The sequence below is a fragment of the Streptomyces sp. NPDC104761 genome (genome assembly GCF_055583445.1).
Genome location: NZ_JBVJNZ010000019.1, coordinates 28597 through 46159 on the forward strand (window position 1 = coordinate 28597; position 17563 = coordinate 46159).

Annotated in this window: 16 protein-coding genes; 12 read left to right on the forward strand and 4 right to left on the reverse strand. The window is 70.6% G+C overall.

The features are described from left to right. Positions 1 to 139 precede the first annotated feature (139 nt). Positions 140 to 1228 (forward strand): glutamate--cysteine ligase 2, encoded by a 1089-nt coding sequence (locus ACZ63F_RS37030; RefSeq protein WP_469717977.1) that lies wholly within the window; start codon positions 140 to 142, stop codon positions 1226 to 1228. Between the two features lie 36 nt (positions 1229 to 1264). Here the strand turns inward: ACZ63F_RS37030 and ACZ63F_RS37035 are convergent, their stop codons facing one another. After that, complete coding sequence (locus ACZ63F_RS37035; protein ID WP_469717979.1) at positions 1265 to 1921, reverse strand: class I SAM-dependent DNA methyltransferase; 657 nt, start codon at positions 1919 to 1921, stop codon at positions 1265 to 1267. A 260-nt stretch (positions 1922 to 2181) separates the two neighbouring features. On the opposite strand from ACZ63F_RS37035, the gene ACZ63F_RS37040 reads away from it, so the two are divergent. The 9 genes from ACZ63F_RS37040 (at position 2182) to ACZ63F_RS37080 (ending at position 12607) form a co-directional block, all read left to right on the forward strand. Beyond that, entirely contained in the window at positions 2182 to 3399 is a 1218-nt protein-coding gene (locus ACZ63F_RS37040) for an amidohydrolase (protein ID WP_469717980.1), read from the forward strand. Between the two features lie 383 nt (positions 3400 to 3782). Continuing rightward, positions 3783 to 4814: a BMP family lipoprotein gene (locus ACZ63F_RS37045; RefSeq protein ID WP_469717981.1), complete on the forward strand. Its 1032-nt coding sequence runs from the start codon at positions 3783 to 3785 to the stop codon at positions 4812 to 4814. 244 nt (positions 4815 to 5058) lie between these two features. Then, positions 5059 to 6108, forward strand: coding sequence for a BMP family lipoprotein (locus ACZ63F_RS37050; RefSeq protein WP_469717983.1), 1050 nt, complete (start codon positions 5059 to 5061; stop codon positions 6106 to 6108). A gap of 326 nt (positions 6109 to 6434) precedes the next feature. Next, a complete protein-coding gene (locus ACZ63F_RS37055) occupies positions 6435 to 8138 on the forward strand; it encodes an ABC transporter ATP-binding protein (RefSeq protein ID WP_469718115.1) in 1704 nt (567 codons plus the stop codon). Beyond that, positions 8135 to 9256, forward strand: a complete 1122-nt coding sequence (locus ACZ63F_RS37060) for an ABC transporter permease (RefSeq protein WP_352354751.1) — start codon at positions 8135 to 8137, stop codon at positions 9254 to 9256. Before ACZ63F_RS37055 ends, ACZ63F_RS37060 begins: the two co-directional genes overlap by 4 nt. Next, positions 9256 to 10518 carry an ABC transporter permease gene (locus ACZ63F_RS37065; protein ID WP_469717985.1) on the forward strand — a complete coding sequence of 421 codons (1263 nt, stop codon included), beginning with the start codon at positions 9256 to 9258 and terminating at the stop codon, positions 10516 to 10518. Before ACZ63F_RS37060 ends, ACZ63F_RS37065 begins: the two co-directional genes overlap by 1 nt. Next, positions 10515 to 10919, forward strand: coding sequence for a cytidine deaminase (locus ACZ63F_RS37070; protein ID WP_469717986.1), 405 nt, complete (start codon positions 10515 to 10517; stop codon positions 10917 to 10919). Before ACZ63F_RS37065 ends, ACZ63F_RS37070 begins: the two co-directional genes overlap by 4 nt. 72 nt (positions 10920 to 10991) lie before the next feature. Continuing rightward, positions 10992 to 12269, forward strand: coding sequence for a thymidine phosphorylase (locus ACZ63F_RS37075; RefSeq protein WP_469718117.1), 1278 nt, complete (start codon positions 10992 to 10994; stop codon positions 12267 to 12269). A gap of 74 nt (positions 12270 to 12343) precedes the next feature. Beyond that, positions 12344 to 12607 carry a hypothetical protein gene (locus ACZ63F_RS37080; protein WP_469717988.1) on the forward strand — a complete coding sequence of 88 codons (264 nt, stop codon included), beginning with the start codon at positions 12344 to 12346 and terminating at the stop codon, positions 12605 to 12607. Between the two features lie 8 nt (positions 12608 to 12615). Here ACZ63F_RS37080 and ACZ63F_RS37085 read toward each other — a convergent pair whose 3' ends face one another. Then, on the reverse strand, positions 12616 to 13536 hold the full coding sequence (locus ACZ63F_RS37085) for an AEC family transporter (protein WP_469717989.1): 921 nt from the start codon (positions 13534 to 13536) through the stop codon (positions 12616 to 12618). Positions 13537 to 13799: 263 nt separating this feature from the next. Here ACZ63F_RS37085 and ACZ63F_RS37090 point away from each other — a divergent pair, with 263 nt between their 5' ends. After that, positions 13800 to 14075 (forward strand): STAS domain-containing protein, encoded by a 276-nt coding sequence (locus tag ACZ63F_RS37090; protein WP_457738088.1) that lies wholly within the window; start codon positions 13800 to 13802, stop codon positions 14073 to 14075. On the opposite strand, the gene ACZ63F_RS37095 is transcribed toward ACZ63F_RS37090, so the two are convergent. Next, positions 13959 to 14972 (reverse strand): sigma-70 family RNA polymerase sigma factor, encoded by a 1014-nt coding sequence (locus tag ACZ63F_RS37095; protein ID WP_469717990.1) that lies wholly within the window; start codon positions 14970 to 14972, stop codon positions 13959 to 13961. The genes ACZ63F_RS37090 and ACZ63F_RS37095 overlap by 117 nt on opposite strands. Positions 14973 to 15183: 211 nt before the next feature. Beyond that, on the reverse strand, positions 15184 to 16452 hold the full coding sequence (locus ACZ63F_RS37100; protein WP_469717992.1) for an MFS transporter: 1269 nt from the start codon (positions 16450 to 16452) through the stop codon (positions 15184 to 15186). Positions 16453 to 16515: 63 nt separating this feature from the next. Between ACZ63F_RS37100 and ACZ63F_RS37105 the strand changes: the two genes are divergently transcribed. Beyond that, complete coding sequence (locus tag ACZ63F_RS37105; protein ID WP_469717993.1) at positions 16516 to 17469, forward strand: LysR family transcriptional regulator; 954 nt, start codon at positions 16516 to 16518, stop codon at positions 17467 to 17469. Positions 17470 to 17563: the final 94 nt, after the last annotated feature.

Below are 17563 nucleotides of genomic sequence, written 5' to 3' on the forward strand. Positions count from 1 at the left end.
GGGGGGCGGAGGGCGTGGGGTGGGGGTGGCACGGATCCTCCTGTCACGGTGCGGCAGGTGTCCCCTCGCTCCGCCTGGGAAGTCGGGGGGTAAACAGCTTGCCGCGTGCGGGCGCGGCGTGGGTGGAGGGCGGCTTTGCGTGCGTACCGTCGGTGTGGAGGAAGAGCTTCTGCTCGTCGACCCGGACTCGGGTGAGCCCAGGGCGTCGGCCGCGGCCGTGCTGGCGCGGGCCTCGCTGGTGGATCCGGGGCAGGACGTGTTCGAGAAGGAGCTCTACGGGCAGATGCTGGAGTTCGCCACCCATCCGCAGTCGGACATGGCGGAGCTGGGGGAGGAGATCGTCCGGTGCCGTAAGGAGGCCGCCAGGCTCGCCGGCGAGCTGGGGTGTGCCGTCGTCGCGCTCGCCACTTCGCCGCTGCCCGTCAGTCCTTCGATCAGCGTGAACCCGCGCTACCAGTGGCTGGCCGAGCAGTACGGCATCGCCACCCGGGAGCAGCTGGTGTGCGGATGCCATGTGCATGTTGCCGTGGAGTCCGACGAGGAGGGGGTGGAGGTCCTCGACCGCATACGGCCGTGGCTGCCGGTGCTCGTCGCGATCAGCGGGAACTCGCCCTTCTGGCAGGGCAACGACACCGGCTACGCCAGTTACCGCAGCCGGGTGTGGTCGCGCTGGCCGTCCGCCGGTCCGGCGGAGCTCTTCCGGTCCGCCGAGCGGTACCACCGGCTGGTCGCGGACATGGTGGCCACCGGCGTGATCCTGGACGAGGGGATGGTCTACTTCGACGCCCGGCTGGCCCAGCGCTATCCGACCGTGGAGATCCGGGTCGCCGACGTCTGCCTGCGCGCCGGGACCGCCGTGCTCGTGGCCACCCTCGCCCGCGCGCTGGTGGAGACGGCCGCGCGGGAGTGGCGGGCCGGGCGGCAGCCCGTCGACCACGGGGTGGGGCTGCAGCGGCTGGCCGGCTGGCGGGCCGCACGGTCCGGGCTCGGCGGTGAACTGCTCGATCCCGGCACCATGCGGCCCCGCCCGGCCCCCGCCGTACTGGAGTCACTGCTCGCGCACACCCGGGACGCCCTCGACGGCAGCGGTGACCTGGCGGCCGTGGAGGAGGGCGTGGAGCGGCTGCTGCGGTGCGGTAGCGGCGCCGACGAGCAGCGGGAGCTGCTGGCGGCCTCCGGGAGCCTGCGGGACGTCGTCACGGGGTGCGTGCAGCGCACCCAGGAGTGACGCCCCCGCATCTCCCCGGGGGTGACGGTCGCCCGGTCAGCCCGGCTTGCGGGCCAGGACGAACGCCCGGGGACTCTTCTCCGGCCCCACCGGCTCCCGGATCAGCGTCGCCGCCACGTCCAGGCCCGCCTTGGCGAGCATGTCGCTCACCACGTACGCGGGGCGCCAGTAGTAGCGCAGGTCGATCTCGTGGCCGAAGCGTTCGGTGAGGTGGAGGCCGGGTGTCTCGCCCTTCTGGAACGACAGCAGGACGTGACCGCCGGGGACCAGGACGCGGTGGAAGCCCGCGAAGGCCGCCGGGAGGTGGTCGTCGGGGACGTGGATGATCGAGTAGAGGGCGACGATGCCGCCGAGGGTCTCGTCGGGCAGGTCCAGGGAGGTCATGGAGCCCCGGTGGAAGCGCACGCCGGGGTGGGCCTCGCGGGCCAGGGTGACCATGGCGGGCGAGAGGTCGATGCCGAAGGTCTGGACACCCAGGTCGTTCAGGTGGGCCGTGATGTGGCCGGGGCCGCTGCCCAGGTCGGCCACGGGGGCGGTGCCGTTCGCCGTCACCAGCGCGGCGAAGGCGGCGATCATGGACATGTCCACAGGCAGGTCCGGGATGCCGGGAAAGGCGGCGGCGTAGTCCTTGGCGATCGTGTCGTAGGACGTACGGGTGGTCTGTATGAAGTCGGTCGTCTCCGGGTCCGTCACGGTCGCGCACGCTACCGGCCAGGCGGGGCCCGTGTGGCGAAGTCACGGTTGCGGCCCGGTCCCGTTTCGGTGGGTGGACAGGACGGGCGTGATCGTCGCCTGGCGTGGTATCCGTGGAAGAGGAAACATACGTGTTACCCAGCCACGTCCGAGGTCATGCGTCCGCGGTCAGATTTTCTTCCCCTAACGGGCTGAACTTTTGTTGATCTCGGGTCAGTTGACCCTTCGGGCGTCCTACCCTTCAGAGGGTGAACCAATTGATGTCCCCAGAGACCGAGGCCGACCTTCCCGGGGCTGTGCTCCCCGGCGTGCTCAGCGAGGAACTGCACGCCGAACTCGTCGCCTTCCGCCGCGACCTGCACATGCACCCGGAGCTAGGAAACCAGGAGTTCCGCACCACGGCCGCCATCAAGGAACGGCTGGAGAAGGCCGGCCTGCGGCCGCGCGTCCTCCCGGCGGGGACCGGACTCATCTGTGACATCGGGACGGTCGGGGACGGGCTTCCGGTGCTCGCCCTGCGGGCCGACATCGACGCCCTGCCCATCCCGGACATGAAGACCGAGTGCTCCTACCGGTCCACCGTGCCGGACCGCGCGCACGCCTGCGGGCATGACGTGCATACGACAGTGGTGCTGGGCGCCGGACTGGTTCTCGCCGAGCTGCACGCGAAGGGGCAGCTGCCGCGGCCGGTGCGGCTGCTCTTCCAGCCCGCCGAGGAGGTGCTGCCCGGCGGCGCCGCCGACGCCATCGAGGCCGGGGTGCTGGACGGGGTGGGGCGGATCATCGCCGTGCACTGCGACCCCCGCGTGGACGCGGGCCGGGTCGGGCTCAGGGCCGGCCCCATCACCAGCGCCTGCGACCGGGTCGAGGTCGCGCTGGACGGCCCCGGCGGGCACACCGCGCGGCCGCATCTGACGACCGACCTGGTCACCGCCGCCGCCCGGGTGGCCGTCGACGTGCCGGCGCTCATCGGGCGGCGCGTGGACAGCCGGAGCGGGCTCGCCGTGACCTGGGGCCGGATCGAGTGCGGGCACGCGCCCAACGTGATCCCGCAGCACGCCGAGCTGTCCGGGACCGTGCGCTGCCTGGACCTGGAGGCCTGGCGGACCGCGCCGGACGTCGTGCACGCGGCGATCGACGAGGTCGCCACCATGCACCGCGCCAAGTCCGAGATCAACTACGTCCGCGGGGTGCCGCCGGTCGTCAACGACCCGGTGGTCACCGAACTGCTGCGGGACGCGATGACCGCCCGGCGCGGTACCGAATCCATCGAGACCACCGAGCAGAGCCTCGGCGGCGAGGACTTCTCCTGGTACCTGGAGCACGTGCCGGGCGCCCTGGCGCGGCTCGGGGTGCGCACGCCGGGCGAGCGGACCGTGCGCGACCTGCACCAGGGTGACTTCGACGCCGACGAGCGGGCCATCACCGTCGGTGTGGAGCTGTTCACGGCCGCCGCGCTGATCGACGCGACCATGTAGGAGCAGCGGCGGCAGCCGTGCCGGTTGCCGTGTCGGACGGCGGAGAAACGGTCAGCTTCCCCGGAAGCCCCGCAAGCCACGGAAGCCCCGCAAGTTCCGCAAGTCCCACAAGGGGCGGAGAGGTGCCCGGTCGGTACCCCTTCGCCCCCTTGTGTCACCCCGCCGTAACCGGCGGCCGTCGCTTGTAACCCGGAGTCGGCACGGTTCGATAACGGCCCGGAGAAACCCCGTTCCCCTCCCCTTCTACGCGCGTTACTGTGCGCCGAAATCGCCACCGAGGGTGGACGGTTGGGGAAGCGGGCCGGTGACGGTGCCGTGGGGACGAAGGGGTGCTTGCTGTGCGTCATATCTCGGGTCGGAGGACTCGGTTCTCCCAAGCTGCGGTGACCGTTGCCGTCATCGCCCTCGCGGCCGCCGGGTGCGGCAAGTCCAGCTCGGACAGCGGTGCGACCAGCACCAACTCGTCCGGCAAGTACAACGGCAAGGGCATAGGCCTCGCCTACGACATCGGCGGCAAGGGCGACCAGTCCTTCAACGACGCCGCCTACGCCGGCTTCCAGAAGGCCGAGAAGGAGTTCGGCATCGGCGGCCGGGACATCGAGCCGCAGGACGGCGAGTCCGACGCCGACAAGGTGCAGCGCCTCGACACGCTCGCCAAGGCCGGCTACAACCCGATCATCGGGGTCGGCTACTCCTACGCGCCCGCCGTCAAGGAGGTCGCGGCCAAGTACCCCAAGATCACCTTCGGCATCATCGACGACAACGAGGTGACGGCCGCCAACGTCGTCGACATGGTCTTCGCGGCCGAGCAGTCGTCGTACCTCGCGGGTGTGGCCGCGGCGTCCGCCACCAAGAAGAACCACATCGGCTTCATCGGCGGCGTCGACGTGCCGCTCATCCACACCTTCGAGGCGGGCTTCGACCAGGGCGCCAAGTCCGTCAACCCGAAGATCAAGATCGAGTCGCAGTACCTGACCCAGACGGCCCAGGAGGGCGGCTTCTCCAGCCCCGACAAGGGCAAGGCCGCGGCGCAGGGGCAGATCGACGCCGGCGCCGACGTCATCTACCACGCGGCGGGCCTCTCCGGCCAGGGCGTGATCGAGGCCGCCGCCACCGCCAAGGTGTGGGCGATCGGCGTCGACTCCGACCAGTACGCCCAGAGCGCGCTCGCCAAGTACAAGGACTACATTCTGGGCTCCGCCCTGAAGAACGTCGGCGGCGCCGTGTACGACCTGGTGAAGTCCGTCCACGAGGGCAAGCCGGAGAGCGGCGTCGTCGAGGGCACCCTCAAGACCGGCGGCGTCGGCTTCGCGGACACCAACCCGAAGTACAAGGCCATGACCAAGGTCGTCGCCGCCGTCGACAAGGCCAAGCAGGACATCATCGACGGCAAGGTCGCCGTCAACACGAAGTAATGCGACATATATAAGTCGCCGGGTGAGCGGCCGTACCGATGGGTACGGCCGCCCCCGCGTCGTTGCAGTCCGTGCGCCCCTTGCCTCCTGCAAGGGGCGCGCTGCTGTCCGTAGCCTTGGTGGTGACTGTGGCCACAGCTAGATAACGGACCGGACATTGGGGGTTTTCCGTCTGGTCTACGCGCGTTACGCTGCCGCGGAACCAGCGCCTGGTTTGGGCGCTTGCACGAAGGAGTCTCGTTCCATGCGCCGGGTGTCCCGAATCGCCGTTGCGGGCGTTGCAACCGCAGCTCTTGCCGTCACCGTTTCCGCGTGCGGCAGCTCGTCCAGCTCGTCCACCGGCAAGGCCGGCGCGTCCAAGGGCGTCGGTCTCGCGTACGACGTCGGCGGCAAGGGCGACCAGTCCTTCAACGACGCCGCGTACGCCGGCTTCCAGAAGGCCAACCAGGAGTTCGGCGTCACCGGCCGGGACATCGAGCCGCAGGACGGCGAGTCGGACGCGGACAAGGTCCAGCGTCTGGAGACCCTGGCCAAGTCGGGCTACAACCCGGTGATCGGTGTCGGCTTCGCCTACGCGCCCGCCGTCAAGGAGGCCGCCGCGAAGTTCCCGAAGGTCACCTTCGGCATCATCGACGACAACCAGGACCAGGCGAGCAACGTCGCGGACATGGTCTTCCACGAGGAGCAGTCCTCGTACCTGGCCGGCGTCACCGCCGCGCTGACCACCAAGTCGAACACCGTCGGCTTCATCGGCGGCGTGGACGTCCCGCTGATCCACAAGTTCGAGGCGGGCTTCGAGCAGGGCGTCAAGGACACCAAGAAGAACGTCACGGTCAAGGCCCAGTACCTGACCCAGACCGCCCAGGAGGGCGGCTTCTCCAGCCCCGACAAGGGCGAGGCCGCTGCCGAGGGCCAGATCGGCGGCGGTGCCGACGTGGTCTACGCCGCTGCCGGCCTCTCCGGCCAGGGCGTCATCAAGGCCGCCGCCGCGCACAAGGTGTGGGCGATCGGCGTCGACTCCGACCAGTACAACCAGGCCGCGCTGTCGAAGTACAAGAACTACATCCTGACCTCGGCCCTCAAGAACGTCGAGGGCGCGGTGTACGACCTCGCCAAGTCCGTCATCAAGGACAAGAAGCCGCTGTCCGGCGAGATCCGCGGCTCCCTGAACAACGGCGGCGTCGGCCTGGCCGACTCCAACCCGGTCTTCAAGAACAACGCCGCCCTGCAGGCCGCGCTCAAGAAGGCCGAGGCCGGCATCAAGGACGGTTCGATCACGGTCAAGACCTCCTGACCCGGCGGTCATGACCTTGTCGTAGGCATGGTCAAAGAGACGCTGTAATGGCAGCGTTACGGCCACGGAACGGGGTGCGGGAAGGATGTTCTTCCCGCGCCCCCTGCCATGATCCGGGGACCCGGACGGGGCCCTGGCGCGGATCCGAGAGTTCGGTCAGGAAGCTCGGGTACGGGTCTGGTGGATCGGCGGCAGGGGCAACCCCCTTCGCGCGGCAGAATGCTCGGAACGGATCGAGAGTCGAAAAAGCTCGGTCAGGTCCGGGCACTATTTAAAGCAGGGGCGCTACGCGCGTAGAGCGACCCCTTTTCCGAGGAGAGTGCGCCATCGACGCGTCCAGCAGCCCTCCGCTCACCGCAGAGACGACAGCCGCGGTCGAGCTGGCGGGGATCACCAAGCGATTCCCGGGTGTCGTAGCCAACCACGACATCCACCTGTCCGTCCGCAAGGGCACCGTGCATGCCCTGGTGGGCGAGAACGGGGCCGGCAAGTCGACCCTGATGAAGATCCTCTACGGCATGCAGAAGCCGGACGAGGGCACCATCGCGATCGACGGCGAGCAGGTCTCCTTCTCGTCCCCGGCCGACGCCATCGCACGCGGCATCGGCATGGTCCACCAGCACTTCATGCTGGCGGACAACCTGACGGTCCTCGAGAACGTCGTGCTCGGCAGCGAGAAGCTGTACGGCATCGGCGGCAACGCCCGGAAGAAGATCAAGGAGATCTCCGACCGGTACGGCCTCGGCATCCGCCCGGACGCCCTGGTCGAGGACCTCGGCGTGGCCGACCGGCAGCGCGTGGAGATCCTCAAGGTCCTCTTCCGCGGCGCCAAGACCCTGATCCTCGACGAGCCCACCGCGGTCCTCGTCCCGCAGGAGGTCGACGCGCTCTTCGACAACCTGCGCGAGCTGAAGTCCGAGGGCCTCTCGGTCATCTTCATCTCCCACAAGCTCGGCGAGGTGCTCTCCGTCGCCGACGACATCACCGTCATCCGGCGCGGCACCACGGTCGGCACGGCGATCCCGTCCGAGACCACCCCGCGCCAGCTCGCCGAGCTGATGGTCGGCAGCGAGCTGCCCACCCCGGAGACCGCCGAGTCCACGGTCACCGACAAGGCCGTCGTCACGGTGCAGAACCTCACCGTCTACGCCAGCGGCCCCTCCCTCGGCGAGGTCGGCGCGCAGCCCGAGACCGCCACGGTCGGCTCGTCCGGCGCCACCGCCCGCGGTGACGTCCTCGACGAGGCCACCGCCCCGGGTGCCGCCAAGCGCGTCCTCGACGACGTCACCTTCACCATCCACGCCGGCGAGGTCATGGGCATCGCCGGCGTCGAGGGCAACGGCCAGACCGAGCTGATCGACGCGCTCATCGGCACGCGCAACGCAGACTCCGGCACGATCGAGTTCCTCGGCGAGGACGTCACCGGCTGGGGCACCCGCAAGCGCCGCGAGTCCGGCGTCGGCTACATCCCCGAGGACCGGCACCGCCAGGGCCTGCTCCTGGAGTCCCCGCTCTGGGAGAACCGCATCCTCGGCCACGTCACCGAGAAGCCCAACGCCAAGGGCTTCTGGCTGGACATCAAGGGCGCCCAGGCCGACACCCGCCGGATCGTCGAGGAGTACGACGTCCGCACCCCCGGCATCGACGTCACCGCCGCCTCCCTCTCCGGCGGCAACCAGCAGAAGCTGATCGTCGGCCGCGAGATGAGCCACCACCCGAAGTTCCTGATCGCCGCCCACCCCACCCGTGGTGTGGACGTCGGCGCCCAGGCGCAGATCTGGGACCGCATCCGGGAAGCCCGCCGCGAGGGTCTGGCGGTGCTGCTGATCTCCGCCGACCTGGACGAGCTGATCGGCCTGTCGGACACCCTGCGGGTGATCTTCGACGGAAGGCTGGTCGCGGACGCCGACCCGGCCACCATCACCCCGGAGGAGCTGGGCTCCGCCATGACGGGTGCCGCGTCCGGCCACCTGGAACACGTAGAGACCACCGACGAAGGCGCCGACGGTCCGGAGGACGAGGCCCGATGAAGAAGTTCGACAAGGAGCGGGTGCTCCTCGCGGTGGCCGGCCCGGTCATCGCGCTCGTCCTCGCGATCGCCCTGACCTCGATCGTGCTGCTGGCCTCGAACCGCAACCCGTTCGAGCCGTACGTGCTGATGCTCCAGCAGCTGCCGTACTCGGACATCCAGGTCCTGATCATCAACCAGGCGGCGATGTACTACATCGCGGCCATCGCGGTCGCCCTCGGCTTCCGGATGAACCTGTTCAACATCGGCGTCGACGGCCAGTACCGCCTCGCCGCCGTGATGACGGCCGTGGTCGGCGCCAACGTCGGCCTGCCCGCCTTCCTGCAGATCCCGATGCTGCTCCTGGTCGCCATGCTCACCGGCGCCTTCTGGGCCGGCATCGCGGGCGTCCTCAAGGTCACCCGGGGGGTCAGCGAGGTCGTCGCCACGATCATGCTGAACGCCATCGCCACCAGCGTCATCGGCTACGTCACCCTCTCGAACGTGTGGGGCGTCCAGGTCGGCAACAACATGACGACCGGCGTGATGAAGAAGTCCGGCTGGTTCCCCGGCATCAACCTGGGCGCCGACGTCGGTGAGATCTACGGCATGGTCTTCGTCGCCATCGCCCTCGGCATCGGCTACTGGGTCGTCCTCAACCGCACCCGCTTCGGCTTCGACCTGCGCGCCACCGGTGCCTCCGAGTCCGCCGCGGCCGCCTCCGGTGTCGACGCCAAGCGCATGGTCCTGATCTCCATGCTGATCTCCGGCGCCGTCTCCGGCCTCTCGGGCCTCCCGCTGCTGCTCGGCGACTCGCACACCTACAGCCTCGACTTCCCGGCCGGCCTCGGCTTCACCGCCATCGGCATCGCCCTGCTCGGCCGCAACAACCCCGGCGGCATCGCCTTCGCCGCCCTGCTGTGGGCCTTCCTCGACAAGGCCTCGCCCGCCCTCGACTACGCGACCCCGGTGGCGTACGAGAAGGAGATCGCCACGATCATGCAGGGCCTGATCGTCTTCTCCGTCGTCATCTCCTACGAAGCCGTACGGCAGTGGGGTCTGCGCCGCCAGCAGCGCCAGGTCGGCGCGGAGCTCGCCGCGGCCGCCGCCAAGAACACCAAGAAGGAGGTGGCGGCCTGATGTCCACCGCGACCATCGCCAAGCCGCAGGCGACCAAGCCCGGCAAGGGCGGCCGCCGAATGTCGCTCCCGGTACTCCTGCTGGTCATCGCCGGCGTACTGGTCCTCACCTCGGCCGTGCGCATCATCACCGGCGCCGAGGGCATCACCTCGACCGGCCAGATGTCCACCGCGCTGCGCCTCGCCGTCCCGATCGGCCTCGCCGGTCTCGGCGGTCTGTGGGCCGAGCGCGCGGGCGTCGTCAACATCGGCCTCGAGGGCATGATGATCCTCGGCACCTGGTTCGGCGCCTGGGCCGGCTACCAGTGGGGCCCCTGGACCGGCGTCGTCTTCGGCATCCTCGGCGGCGCGCTCGGCGCCCTGCTGCACGCCGTCGCCACCGTCACCTTCAACGTCAACCACATCGTCTCCGGTGTGGCCCTGAACATCCTCGCCCTGGGCGCCACCCGCTACCTCTCGAAGTTCACCTTCGAGAACGCCGAGGGCGGCTCCTCCAAGCAGTCCCCGCCGATCGACTCACTCGGCACCTTCAGCGTGCCGGGCCTGTCCGACTGGCTGGACACGCTCAACCAGAAGCACTGGTTCTTCATCTCCGACGTCGCGGGCCTGGTCGGCGGTCTGCTCACCGACCTCTCCCCGCTGACGGTCGTCGCGGTCGCCCTCGTACCGATCACGTGGTGGGTCCTGTGGCGCACCGCCTTCGGCCTGCGCCTGCGCTCCTGCGGCGAGAACCCGGTCGCGGCCGAGTCCCTCGGCGTCAACGTCTACAAGTACAAGTACATCGCGGTGATCATCAGCGGCGGCTTCGCCGGCCTCGGCGGTGCGTTCCTGTCCATCGTCGCCTCGAACGTCTACCTCGACGGCCAGACCGCCGGCCGCGGTTACATCGGTCTCGCCGCGATGATCTTCGGCAACTGGATGCCGGGCGGCCTCGCCCTCGGCGCCGGGCTGTTCGGCTACACGGACAGCCTCAACCTGCGCGGCGGCACGGTGAACGTCCACGCGCTGATCCTGCTGCTCGCGATCCTGCTGGTGTTCGGCGCCGCGTACCTGGCCTGGAAGAAGAAGTACGTCCCGGCGGCGATCACCATCGTGATCTCGGTCCTGATGTTCGTCTGGTACGCCACCACGAACGACGTCCCGCGTCAGCTCGTGACCGCGACCCCGTACATCGTCACCCTGCTGGTGCTCTCGCTGTCCGCGCAGTCCCTGCGGATGCCGAAGGCGGACGGACTGCCGTACCGGAAGGGACAGGGCAAGTGACCGCCGAGCCGGCCGGCGTCGACTGGGAGGCACTGCGGGCCGAGGCGCGGGAGGCCATGTCCCACGCCTACGCCCCGTACTCCGGCTACCCGGTCGGGGCCGCCGCCCTGGTCGACGACGGCCGCACGGTCTCCGGCTGCAACGTGGAGAACGCGTCCTACGGCCTCGGCCTGTGCGCCGAGTGCGGCCTGGTCTCCGAGCTGCAGCGCACGGGCGGCGGCCGGCTCACGCACTTCACCTGCGTGGACGGCACGGGCGCCCTGCTCGTCCCGTGCGGCCGCTGCCGCCAGCTCCTCTACGAGTTCGGCGGCCCGGACCTGTTCCTGGACACCCCGGAGGGCGTATTGCCCCTCTCCGAGATGCTGCCCCAGGCCTTCGGCCCGGCCCACCTCACCAAGTAATCCCGTACGGCCCCTTCCGACAGGGAGGGGCCGTACGCATCGCACTTCTCCGAAGGGAACGCCATGGCCACCATGGACGCCGTCTCCGTCATCCGCACCAAGCGCGACCGCGGTGAGCTCAGCGACCAGCAGATCGACTGGGTCATCGACGCGTACACGCGCGGCGAGGTCGCCGACGAGCAGATGTCGTCGCTCGCGATGGCCATCCTCCTCAACGGCATGAACCGCCGGGAGATCGCCCGCTGGACCGCCGCGATGATCGCGTCCGGCGAGCGCATGGACTTCTCCTCGCTGTCCCGCCCGACGGCCGACAAGCACTCCACGGGCGGCGTCGGCGACAAGATCACCCTCCCGCTCGCGCCCCTGGTGGCGGCCTGCGGCGCGGCAGTCCCCCAGCTCTCCGGCCGCGGCCTCGGCCACACCGGCGGCACCCTGGACAAACTGGAGTCGATCCCGGGCTGGCGCGCCCTGCTCTCCAACGAGGAGATGCTGTCGGTGCTGGACGGGACCGGCGCGGTGATCTGCGCGGCGGGCGACGGCCTGGCCCCCGCCGACAAGAAGCTCTACGCGCTCCGCGACGTCACCGGCACGGTCGAGGCGATCCCGCTCATCGCCTCCTCGATCATGTCGAAGAAGATCGCCGAGGGCACCGGCTCCCTGGTCCTGGACGTGAAGGTCGGCACCGGCGCCTTCATGAAGACGATCGAGGACGCCCGCGAGCTGGCCTCGACCATGGTGGGTCTCGGCACCGACCACGGCGTGAAGACGGTCGCCCTCCTCACGGACATGTCCACCCCGCTCGGCCTCACCGCGGGCAACGCCCTGGAGGTCCGCGAGTCGGTGGAGGTCCTGGCCGGCGGCGGCCCCGCCGACGTCGTCGAACTCACCCTCGCCCTGGCCCGCGAGATGCTCGACGCGGCCGGCGTCCGTGACGCCGACCCGGCGAAGGCACTCGCCGACGGCTCGGCGATGGACGTCTGGCGCCGGATGATCGCGGCCCAGGGCGGCGACCCGGACGCGGCCCTCCCGGTGGCGAAGGAACAGCACGTGATCAAGGCGCCGTCGTCCGGCGTCCTGACCCGCCTCGACGCCTACGACATCGGCGTCGCCGCCTGGCGCCTGGGCGCCGGCCGCGCCCGCAAGGAGGACCCGGTGCAGGCGGGCGCCGGCGTCGAACTCCACGCCAAGCCCGGCGCCACGGTCACGGCGGGCCAGCCCCTGCTCACCCTGCACACGGACACCCCGGAGCGCTTCGAGTACGCGCTCCAGGCGGTCGAGGGGTCCTACGACATCGCGGCGGCGGGTACGGCCTTCACGGCGTCCCCCGTCGTGCTGGAACGCATCGCCTGACCAGGGGATTGCTCGATCGGGCGAACGGGATCGGTGGACCTGCGCCGGTCCCGTTCGGCGTGTTCGATGGACCCATGCGTGTGGGCGACGCCGACTACATCATGGCTGACAACGAGTGGGACGAACTGGTCTGGATCTGGCAGCAGCCGGATGTCCCCAAGGGCTGCAGGGTGGAGATCATCGAAGGGCTCGTGACGGTATCTCCCCCGGTCACGCTCTACGGTGAGCCGACGGACGGCGTCTATCGGATCCTGCGCACAGCAGGGTTCGGCGCCCCCATCACGCTGCCGGAGCCGTTCGGCCTCACGATCGACACCGGCGAGTTCCCCGTCGACTGAACGGCCGGTCACCCCAGCAGCGCCGCCACGACCACCAGCACCGGCACCGCCAGCACCGTCGACAGCAGGATCGAGTCGCGGGCCAGTTCCTCGCCGACGTGGTAGGTGCTGGCGTACGTGTACAGGTTCTGCGCGGCCGGCAGTGCCGAGGTCACCGTCACGTCCAGCAGAGGCGCGCCGTGCAGGTCGAAGACGGCCGACGCCAGGGCCCAGGCGGCCAGCGGCTGGCCCACCGACTTCAGGGCGACGGACAGGAGAACCGGGTGGCCTTCGCGGCCCCGGCCGGGGAGTCTGCTGCCGCGCAGGGAGATGCCGAAGGCCAGCAGCACCGCCGGGACGGACATGTTGCCGATCAGGGTCAGCGGGTCCATGACCGGGCCGGGGACGTGGATCCCCAGACCCGAGACCGCGACGCCGGACAGGGAACCCACGGCTATCGGGTTACGGAGCGGAGTCAGTAGGCGGCGCCACCAGGGACCCTTCTCGCCCGCGCCCGACAGGTCGAGGACCGTCAGGGCGACCGGGGTCAGGAGCACCACCTGGAACAGCAGCACCGGGGCCACCAGAGACGCGTCGCCCAGCACGTACACCGCGATCGGGATGCCGAGGTTGCCGGAGTTGACGTAGCTGGAGCACAGCGCGCCGATCGTCGTGCGGCCCACCCCCCAGCCCCGTACGACGCCCACCGCCACGAACGCGCCCGCCGCCGCGGCCGTGCTCAGGGCCGTCACCAGGAGGCGGCTGGAGAAGATCACCGCCAGGTCGGCCCTGGCGAGGGTGGTGAAGAGGAGGGCGGGGGAGGCGACGTGGAAGGCGAGCTTGGTGAGGACCTCGCGGCCGTTCGCGCCCAGGTGGCCGCCGCGGCCGAGGACGTAGCCGACGGCGATGACGATCGCGATCACCGCGAAGCCGCTCAGCACCCCCTGCACGGGACCCCCTCGCAGGGGAGGAGGCCGGTGGGTGGAGCGGGCGCTGCTGATCCGTGGGGCATACAGCCAACCCTCTGGGCCGGTCAGGTGCAGGTCAACGTCATGACCCTTGTGATCTTCGCGACCGTACGGAGGACGGGGTGCCCTACCGATGAGTTGGGAGACCGTAGCCGGTCTACCGCCTCGTGGATGCCGTGACCCCCGCTGTGCTCGTGCTGTCGGGCCCCGTCGCCAGGGACGAGGTGCCGGGGCTCTGCGACGACGTGCGTGAGCTGCTCGCGGCGGGCGAAGCCCGGGTTGTCGTGTGCGAGGTGGGCGGTCTCGGGCCGCCGGGGCTCGGCGCCGTCGATCTGCTGGCCCGGCTTGAGCTGACGGCCCGGCGGGCCGGAGGGCGGATCCGGCTCCGCGACCCCGACCCCGCCCTACGCTCCCTCCTGCGCTTCCTCGGCCTTCGCCTCCAGGTGGAGGGGGAGGCCGAAGAGCGGGAACCAGCGCTTGGTGTCGAGGAAGAAGTGGAACCCGGTCAGCCGGCCGTCTGAGATCTCCAGGACCTGGATGGACCAGGGGCTCCAGCCGCCGGTGTCCGGGTCGGGCTTGTACTGGGCGAAGCCGGGCAGGCCGTTGACCCGGACCGGGAACAGCCGCGAGCCCTCGCAGGCGGAGCCGAGGGTGGTCATGAAGCCGGTGATGTCGTCGTGACCGGTGAGCCAGAGGTCGAACGGCGGCATCGTCATGATGGCGTCCTCGTGGAGGAGGGCCGTGAGTGCCGTCATGTCGTAGCCCTCGAAGGCCGCGACATAGCGCTCCAGGAGCTTCTGCTGCTCCTCGTCGAGCGGGTCGGAGACGTCGGCGGCGGCGCCCGACTGCCGCTGCTCGGCCAGCGTGGCCCTGGCCCGCTGCAACGCGCTGTTGACCGAGGCGACGGTGGTGCCGAGCAGCTCGGCCACCTCGTTGGCCTTCCAGGCGAGCACCTCGCGCAGGATCAGCACCGCGCGCTGCTTGGGCGGCAGCTGCTGGAGCGCGGCCATGAAGGCGAGCCGGATCGACTCCTTGGCCACGGCGGCCTCCGCCGGGTCGTCCACGGTCGGCAGCACGCGCGCGTCCGGCACCGGCTCCAGCCAGGTGTTGTCGGGCCGGGGCGCGAGCGCGGCCTGGGCGAGCGGCGTCGACTCGCTGAGGTCCATCGGCCGGGCCCGCTTGTTGCCCGCGGTGAGCATGTCCAGGCACACGTTCGTCGCGATCCGGTACAGCCACGACCGCAGGCTGGAGCGGCCCTCGAACCTCTCGTAGCTCCGCCAGGCCCGCACCATCGTGTCCTGGACCGCGTCCTCGGCCTCGAAGGACGAGCCGAGCATGCGGTAGCAGTACCCGGTCAGCTCGGTCCGGTGCTTCTCCAGTGCGACGTCCAGCTCCGCCGTCGCCGTGCCGTCGGTCATCTTCCGTCCACCCACCCCTGTGGCCGTTCCTGTTCGCGCGACGTTGCGCTCCAGCACTTGAAGCTAGCGCAGGGGACTGACAACGGCCCCCGGTGTGGGGAAACGTGCAGGTGGGGAGGGGGCCGTGCCTACGGGGGTGGGGGGCGGGGGTCTCGTGGCGGGTGCGGGCTCGTCGTGGCTGGTCGCGCAGTTCCCCGCGCCCCTAAAAACCTCAGTGAGCGTTGGCCGGGATCTGCCTGCGGGCTGCCACTGAGCCGAGGACCGTGATGGTCACCACGCCCAGGATCGCGAGGAGGCCCACGCCGACCGTTCCTGCCCAGCCGCTCGTGTGGAAGGCCATCGCGCCCACCGTGCTGCCCGCGCTGGAGCCGATGTAGTACGCGGACTGGTAGAGGGCGGAGGCCTGGGCCCTGCCGTGGGTGGCCGTCTTGCTGACGGCGGAGGAGGCGACGGCGTGGCCCGCGAAGAAACCCGCGGTGATCAGGACCAGGCCCAGCAGGACCAGGGGGAGCGAGTCGGCCAGGGAGAGGAGGAGGCCGCTCGCCGTGGTGCCGCCGGCCAGGTAGAGGGCACCGCGGCGGCCCAGGCGGCCGACCAGGCGGCCCGCGGTCGACGCGGACACCGTGCCGACCAGGTACACCAGGAAGATCGAGCCGATGATGCCCTGGGGGAGCGAGAAGGGCTCCTGGGTCAGGCGGTAGCCGATCACCGTGTAGACGCCGCCGAAGACGGTCATGAAGAGCGCGCCGATCGCGTACAGGCGGCGCAGCAGCGGATCGGCCAGGTGGTCGCGGACCGTGCCGAGCAGCCGGCGCGGGTGCAGTGAGCCCGACTTGAAGTGCCGGGGCGCGGGGAGGAGCAGCCGGAAGGCGACGGCGCAGCCGACCGCGATCACGCCGATCGTGCCCACGGCCACCCGCCAGCCCCATTCCTGCGCGACCCAGCCGGTGATGACCCGGCCGCTCATCCCGCCCACGCTGTTGCCCGCGACGAACAGGCCGATCGCCGTGACCAGTGCCTTCGGCCTGACCTCCTCGGCCAGGTAGGCCTGCGCCGACGCCGGCAGACCGGCCAGCGCCGCCCCCTGGACGCCACGGAGCACGATCAGCACGCCGAGGGACGGCGCGAAGGGCACCAGCAGTCCGACGGTCACCGCGACCGCCAGCGAGGCCGTCATGACCGTACGGCGTCCGAACCGCTCGGAGAGGGCGCTCATCGGGATGACGAACAGCGCCAGTCCGCCGGTCGCCGCCGCCACCGTCCAGCTCGCGTCGCTCGCGGAGACGCCGTAGCCGTCCGAGATCAGCGGGAGCAGGGCCTGCGTGGAGTAGAGGAGGGCGAAGGTCGCGACACCGGCGAGGAAGAGCGCGAAGCTCATCCGGCGGTAGCCGGGACCGCCCGGGGTCAGGCGGGAGTCGGAGGCGGGGACGGACGGGACGGCGTCCACGGTGGTGGACGCCCCGGTACTGGCGGGAGACATGCCTCGAACGTACGGACCCCGCCGTTGATCCGTCCAATGCACGGAATCGCCATAATCGTTCCCATGGAGCATCAGCAGAGGCCGGCGAGGCGCCTGTCACCGGACAGTGACACAGAAGACATGACGATGTTGCTGGCCCCACGCCTCGCGTACTTCGCCGGCGTGGCCCGCACGGAGCATGTCACCAGGGCCGCCCAGGAGCTGAACGTCCCCCAGTCGACCCTCTCGCGGGCGATGGCCCGCCTGGAACAGGACCTGGGCGTGGACCTCTTCACCCGGCACGGCCGCACCGTCTCCCTCACCCCGGCCGGCCGCACCTTCCTCACCTCGGTCGAGCGTGCCCTCGGCGAGGTCCGGCGCGCCGCCGACGAGGTACGCGCCGACGCCGACCCGACCACGGGCAAGGTCGCCTTCGGGTTCCTGCACACCATGGGCGCGGAGACCGTGCCCGGCCTCCTCCAGGCCTTCCGCGTCGACCATCCCCGGATCCGCTTCAGCCTCGTCCAGAACTACGGCGAGGCGATGATCGAGAAGCTGCGGGCGGGTGAGCTGGACCTCTGCCTCACCTCCCCGGTACCGGACGCGCCGGACCTGGCCGCCCGCCGCCTCGACGAACAGAAGCTGCGCCTGGTGGTGCCCGCCGACCACCCGCTGGCCACCCGCAAACGCATCCGCCTCGCCGAGGCCGCCGACGAGACGTTCGTGACCCTGGAACCGGGCTACGGCCTGCGCCGCATCACCGACGACCTCTGCAGGGAGGCCGGCTTCAAGCCGAGGACCGCCTTCGAGGGTGAGGAGGCGGAGACGCTGAGGGGCCTGGTCGCGGCCGGCCTGGGCGTCGCACTGCTCCCCCCACCCGCCTTCCCCCGCCCGGGAGTCGTGGAACTGACGGTCACCGCCCCGAGAGCGGTGCGAGAGATCGGTGTGGCATGGCTGGAGGGCCACCCGGACACACCCCCGGTGGCGGCTTTCAAGCGCTTCCTGCTGTCGAGAAGGGGCAACTTGCTGCCTACCTAGGTGCAGCGCCCTTCAGGGGCGCTGGGGGTACCCCCGGCCGAAGGCCGGGGGAGGAACTGCGCGACCAGCCACCACGCACCCGCACCCGGAAACC

Coding starts and splice junctions, on each gene's coding strand:
- ACZ63F_RS37040 (WP_469717980.1), top strand. CDS start 2,182: ATGTCCCCAGAGACCGAGGCCGACCTTCCCGGGGCTGTGCTCCCCGGC.
- ACZ63F_RS37050 (WP_469717983.1), top strand. CDS start 5,059: ATGCGCCGGGTGTCCCGAATCGCCGTTGCGGGCGTTGCAACCGCAGCT.
- ACZ63F_RS37060 (WP_352354751.1), top strand. CDS start 8,135: ATGAAGAAGTTCGACAAGGAGCGGGTGCTCCTCGCGGTGGCCGGCCCG.
- ACZ63F_RS37065 (WP_469717985.1), top strand. CDS start 9,256: ATGTCCACCGCGACCATCGCCAAGCCGCAGGCGACCAAGCCCGGCAAG.
- ACZ63F_RS37075 (WP_469718117.1), top strand. CDS start 10,992: ATGGACGCCGTCTCCGTCATCCGCACCAAGCGCGACCGCGGTGAGCTC.
- ACZ63F_RS37080 (WP_469717988.1), top strand. CDS start 12,344: ATGCGTGTGGGCGACGCCGACTACATCATGGCTGACAACGAGTGGGAC.
- ACZ63F_RS37095 (WP_469717990.1), bottom strand. CDS start 14,972: ATGACCGACGGCACGGCGACGGCGGAGCTGGACGTCGCACTGGAGAAG.
- ACZ63F_RS37100 (WP_469717992.1), bottom strand. CDS start 16,452: ATGTCTCCCGCCAGTACCGGGGCGTCCACCACCGTGGACGCCGTCCCG.
- ACZ63F_RS37105 (WP_469717993.1), top strand. CDS start 16,516: ATGGAGCATCAGCAGAGGCCGGCGAGGCGCCTGTCACCGGACAGTGAC.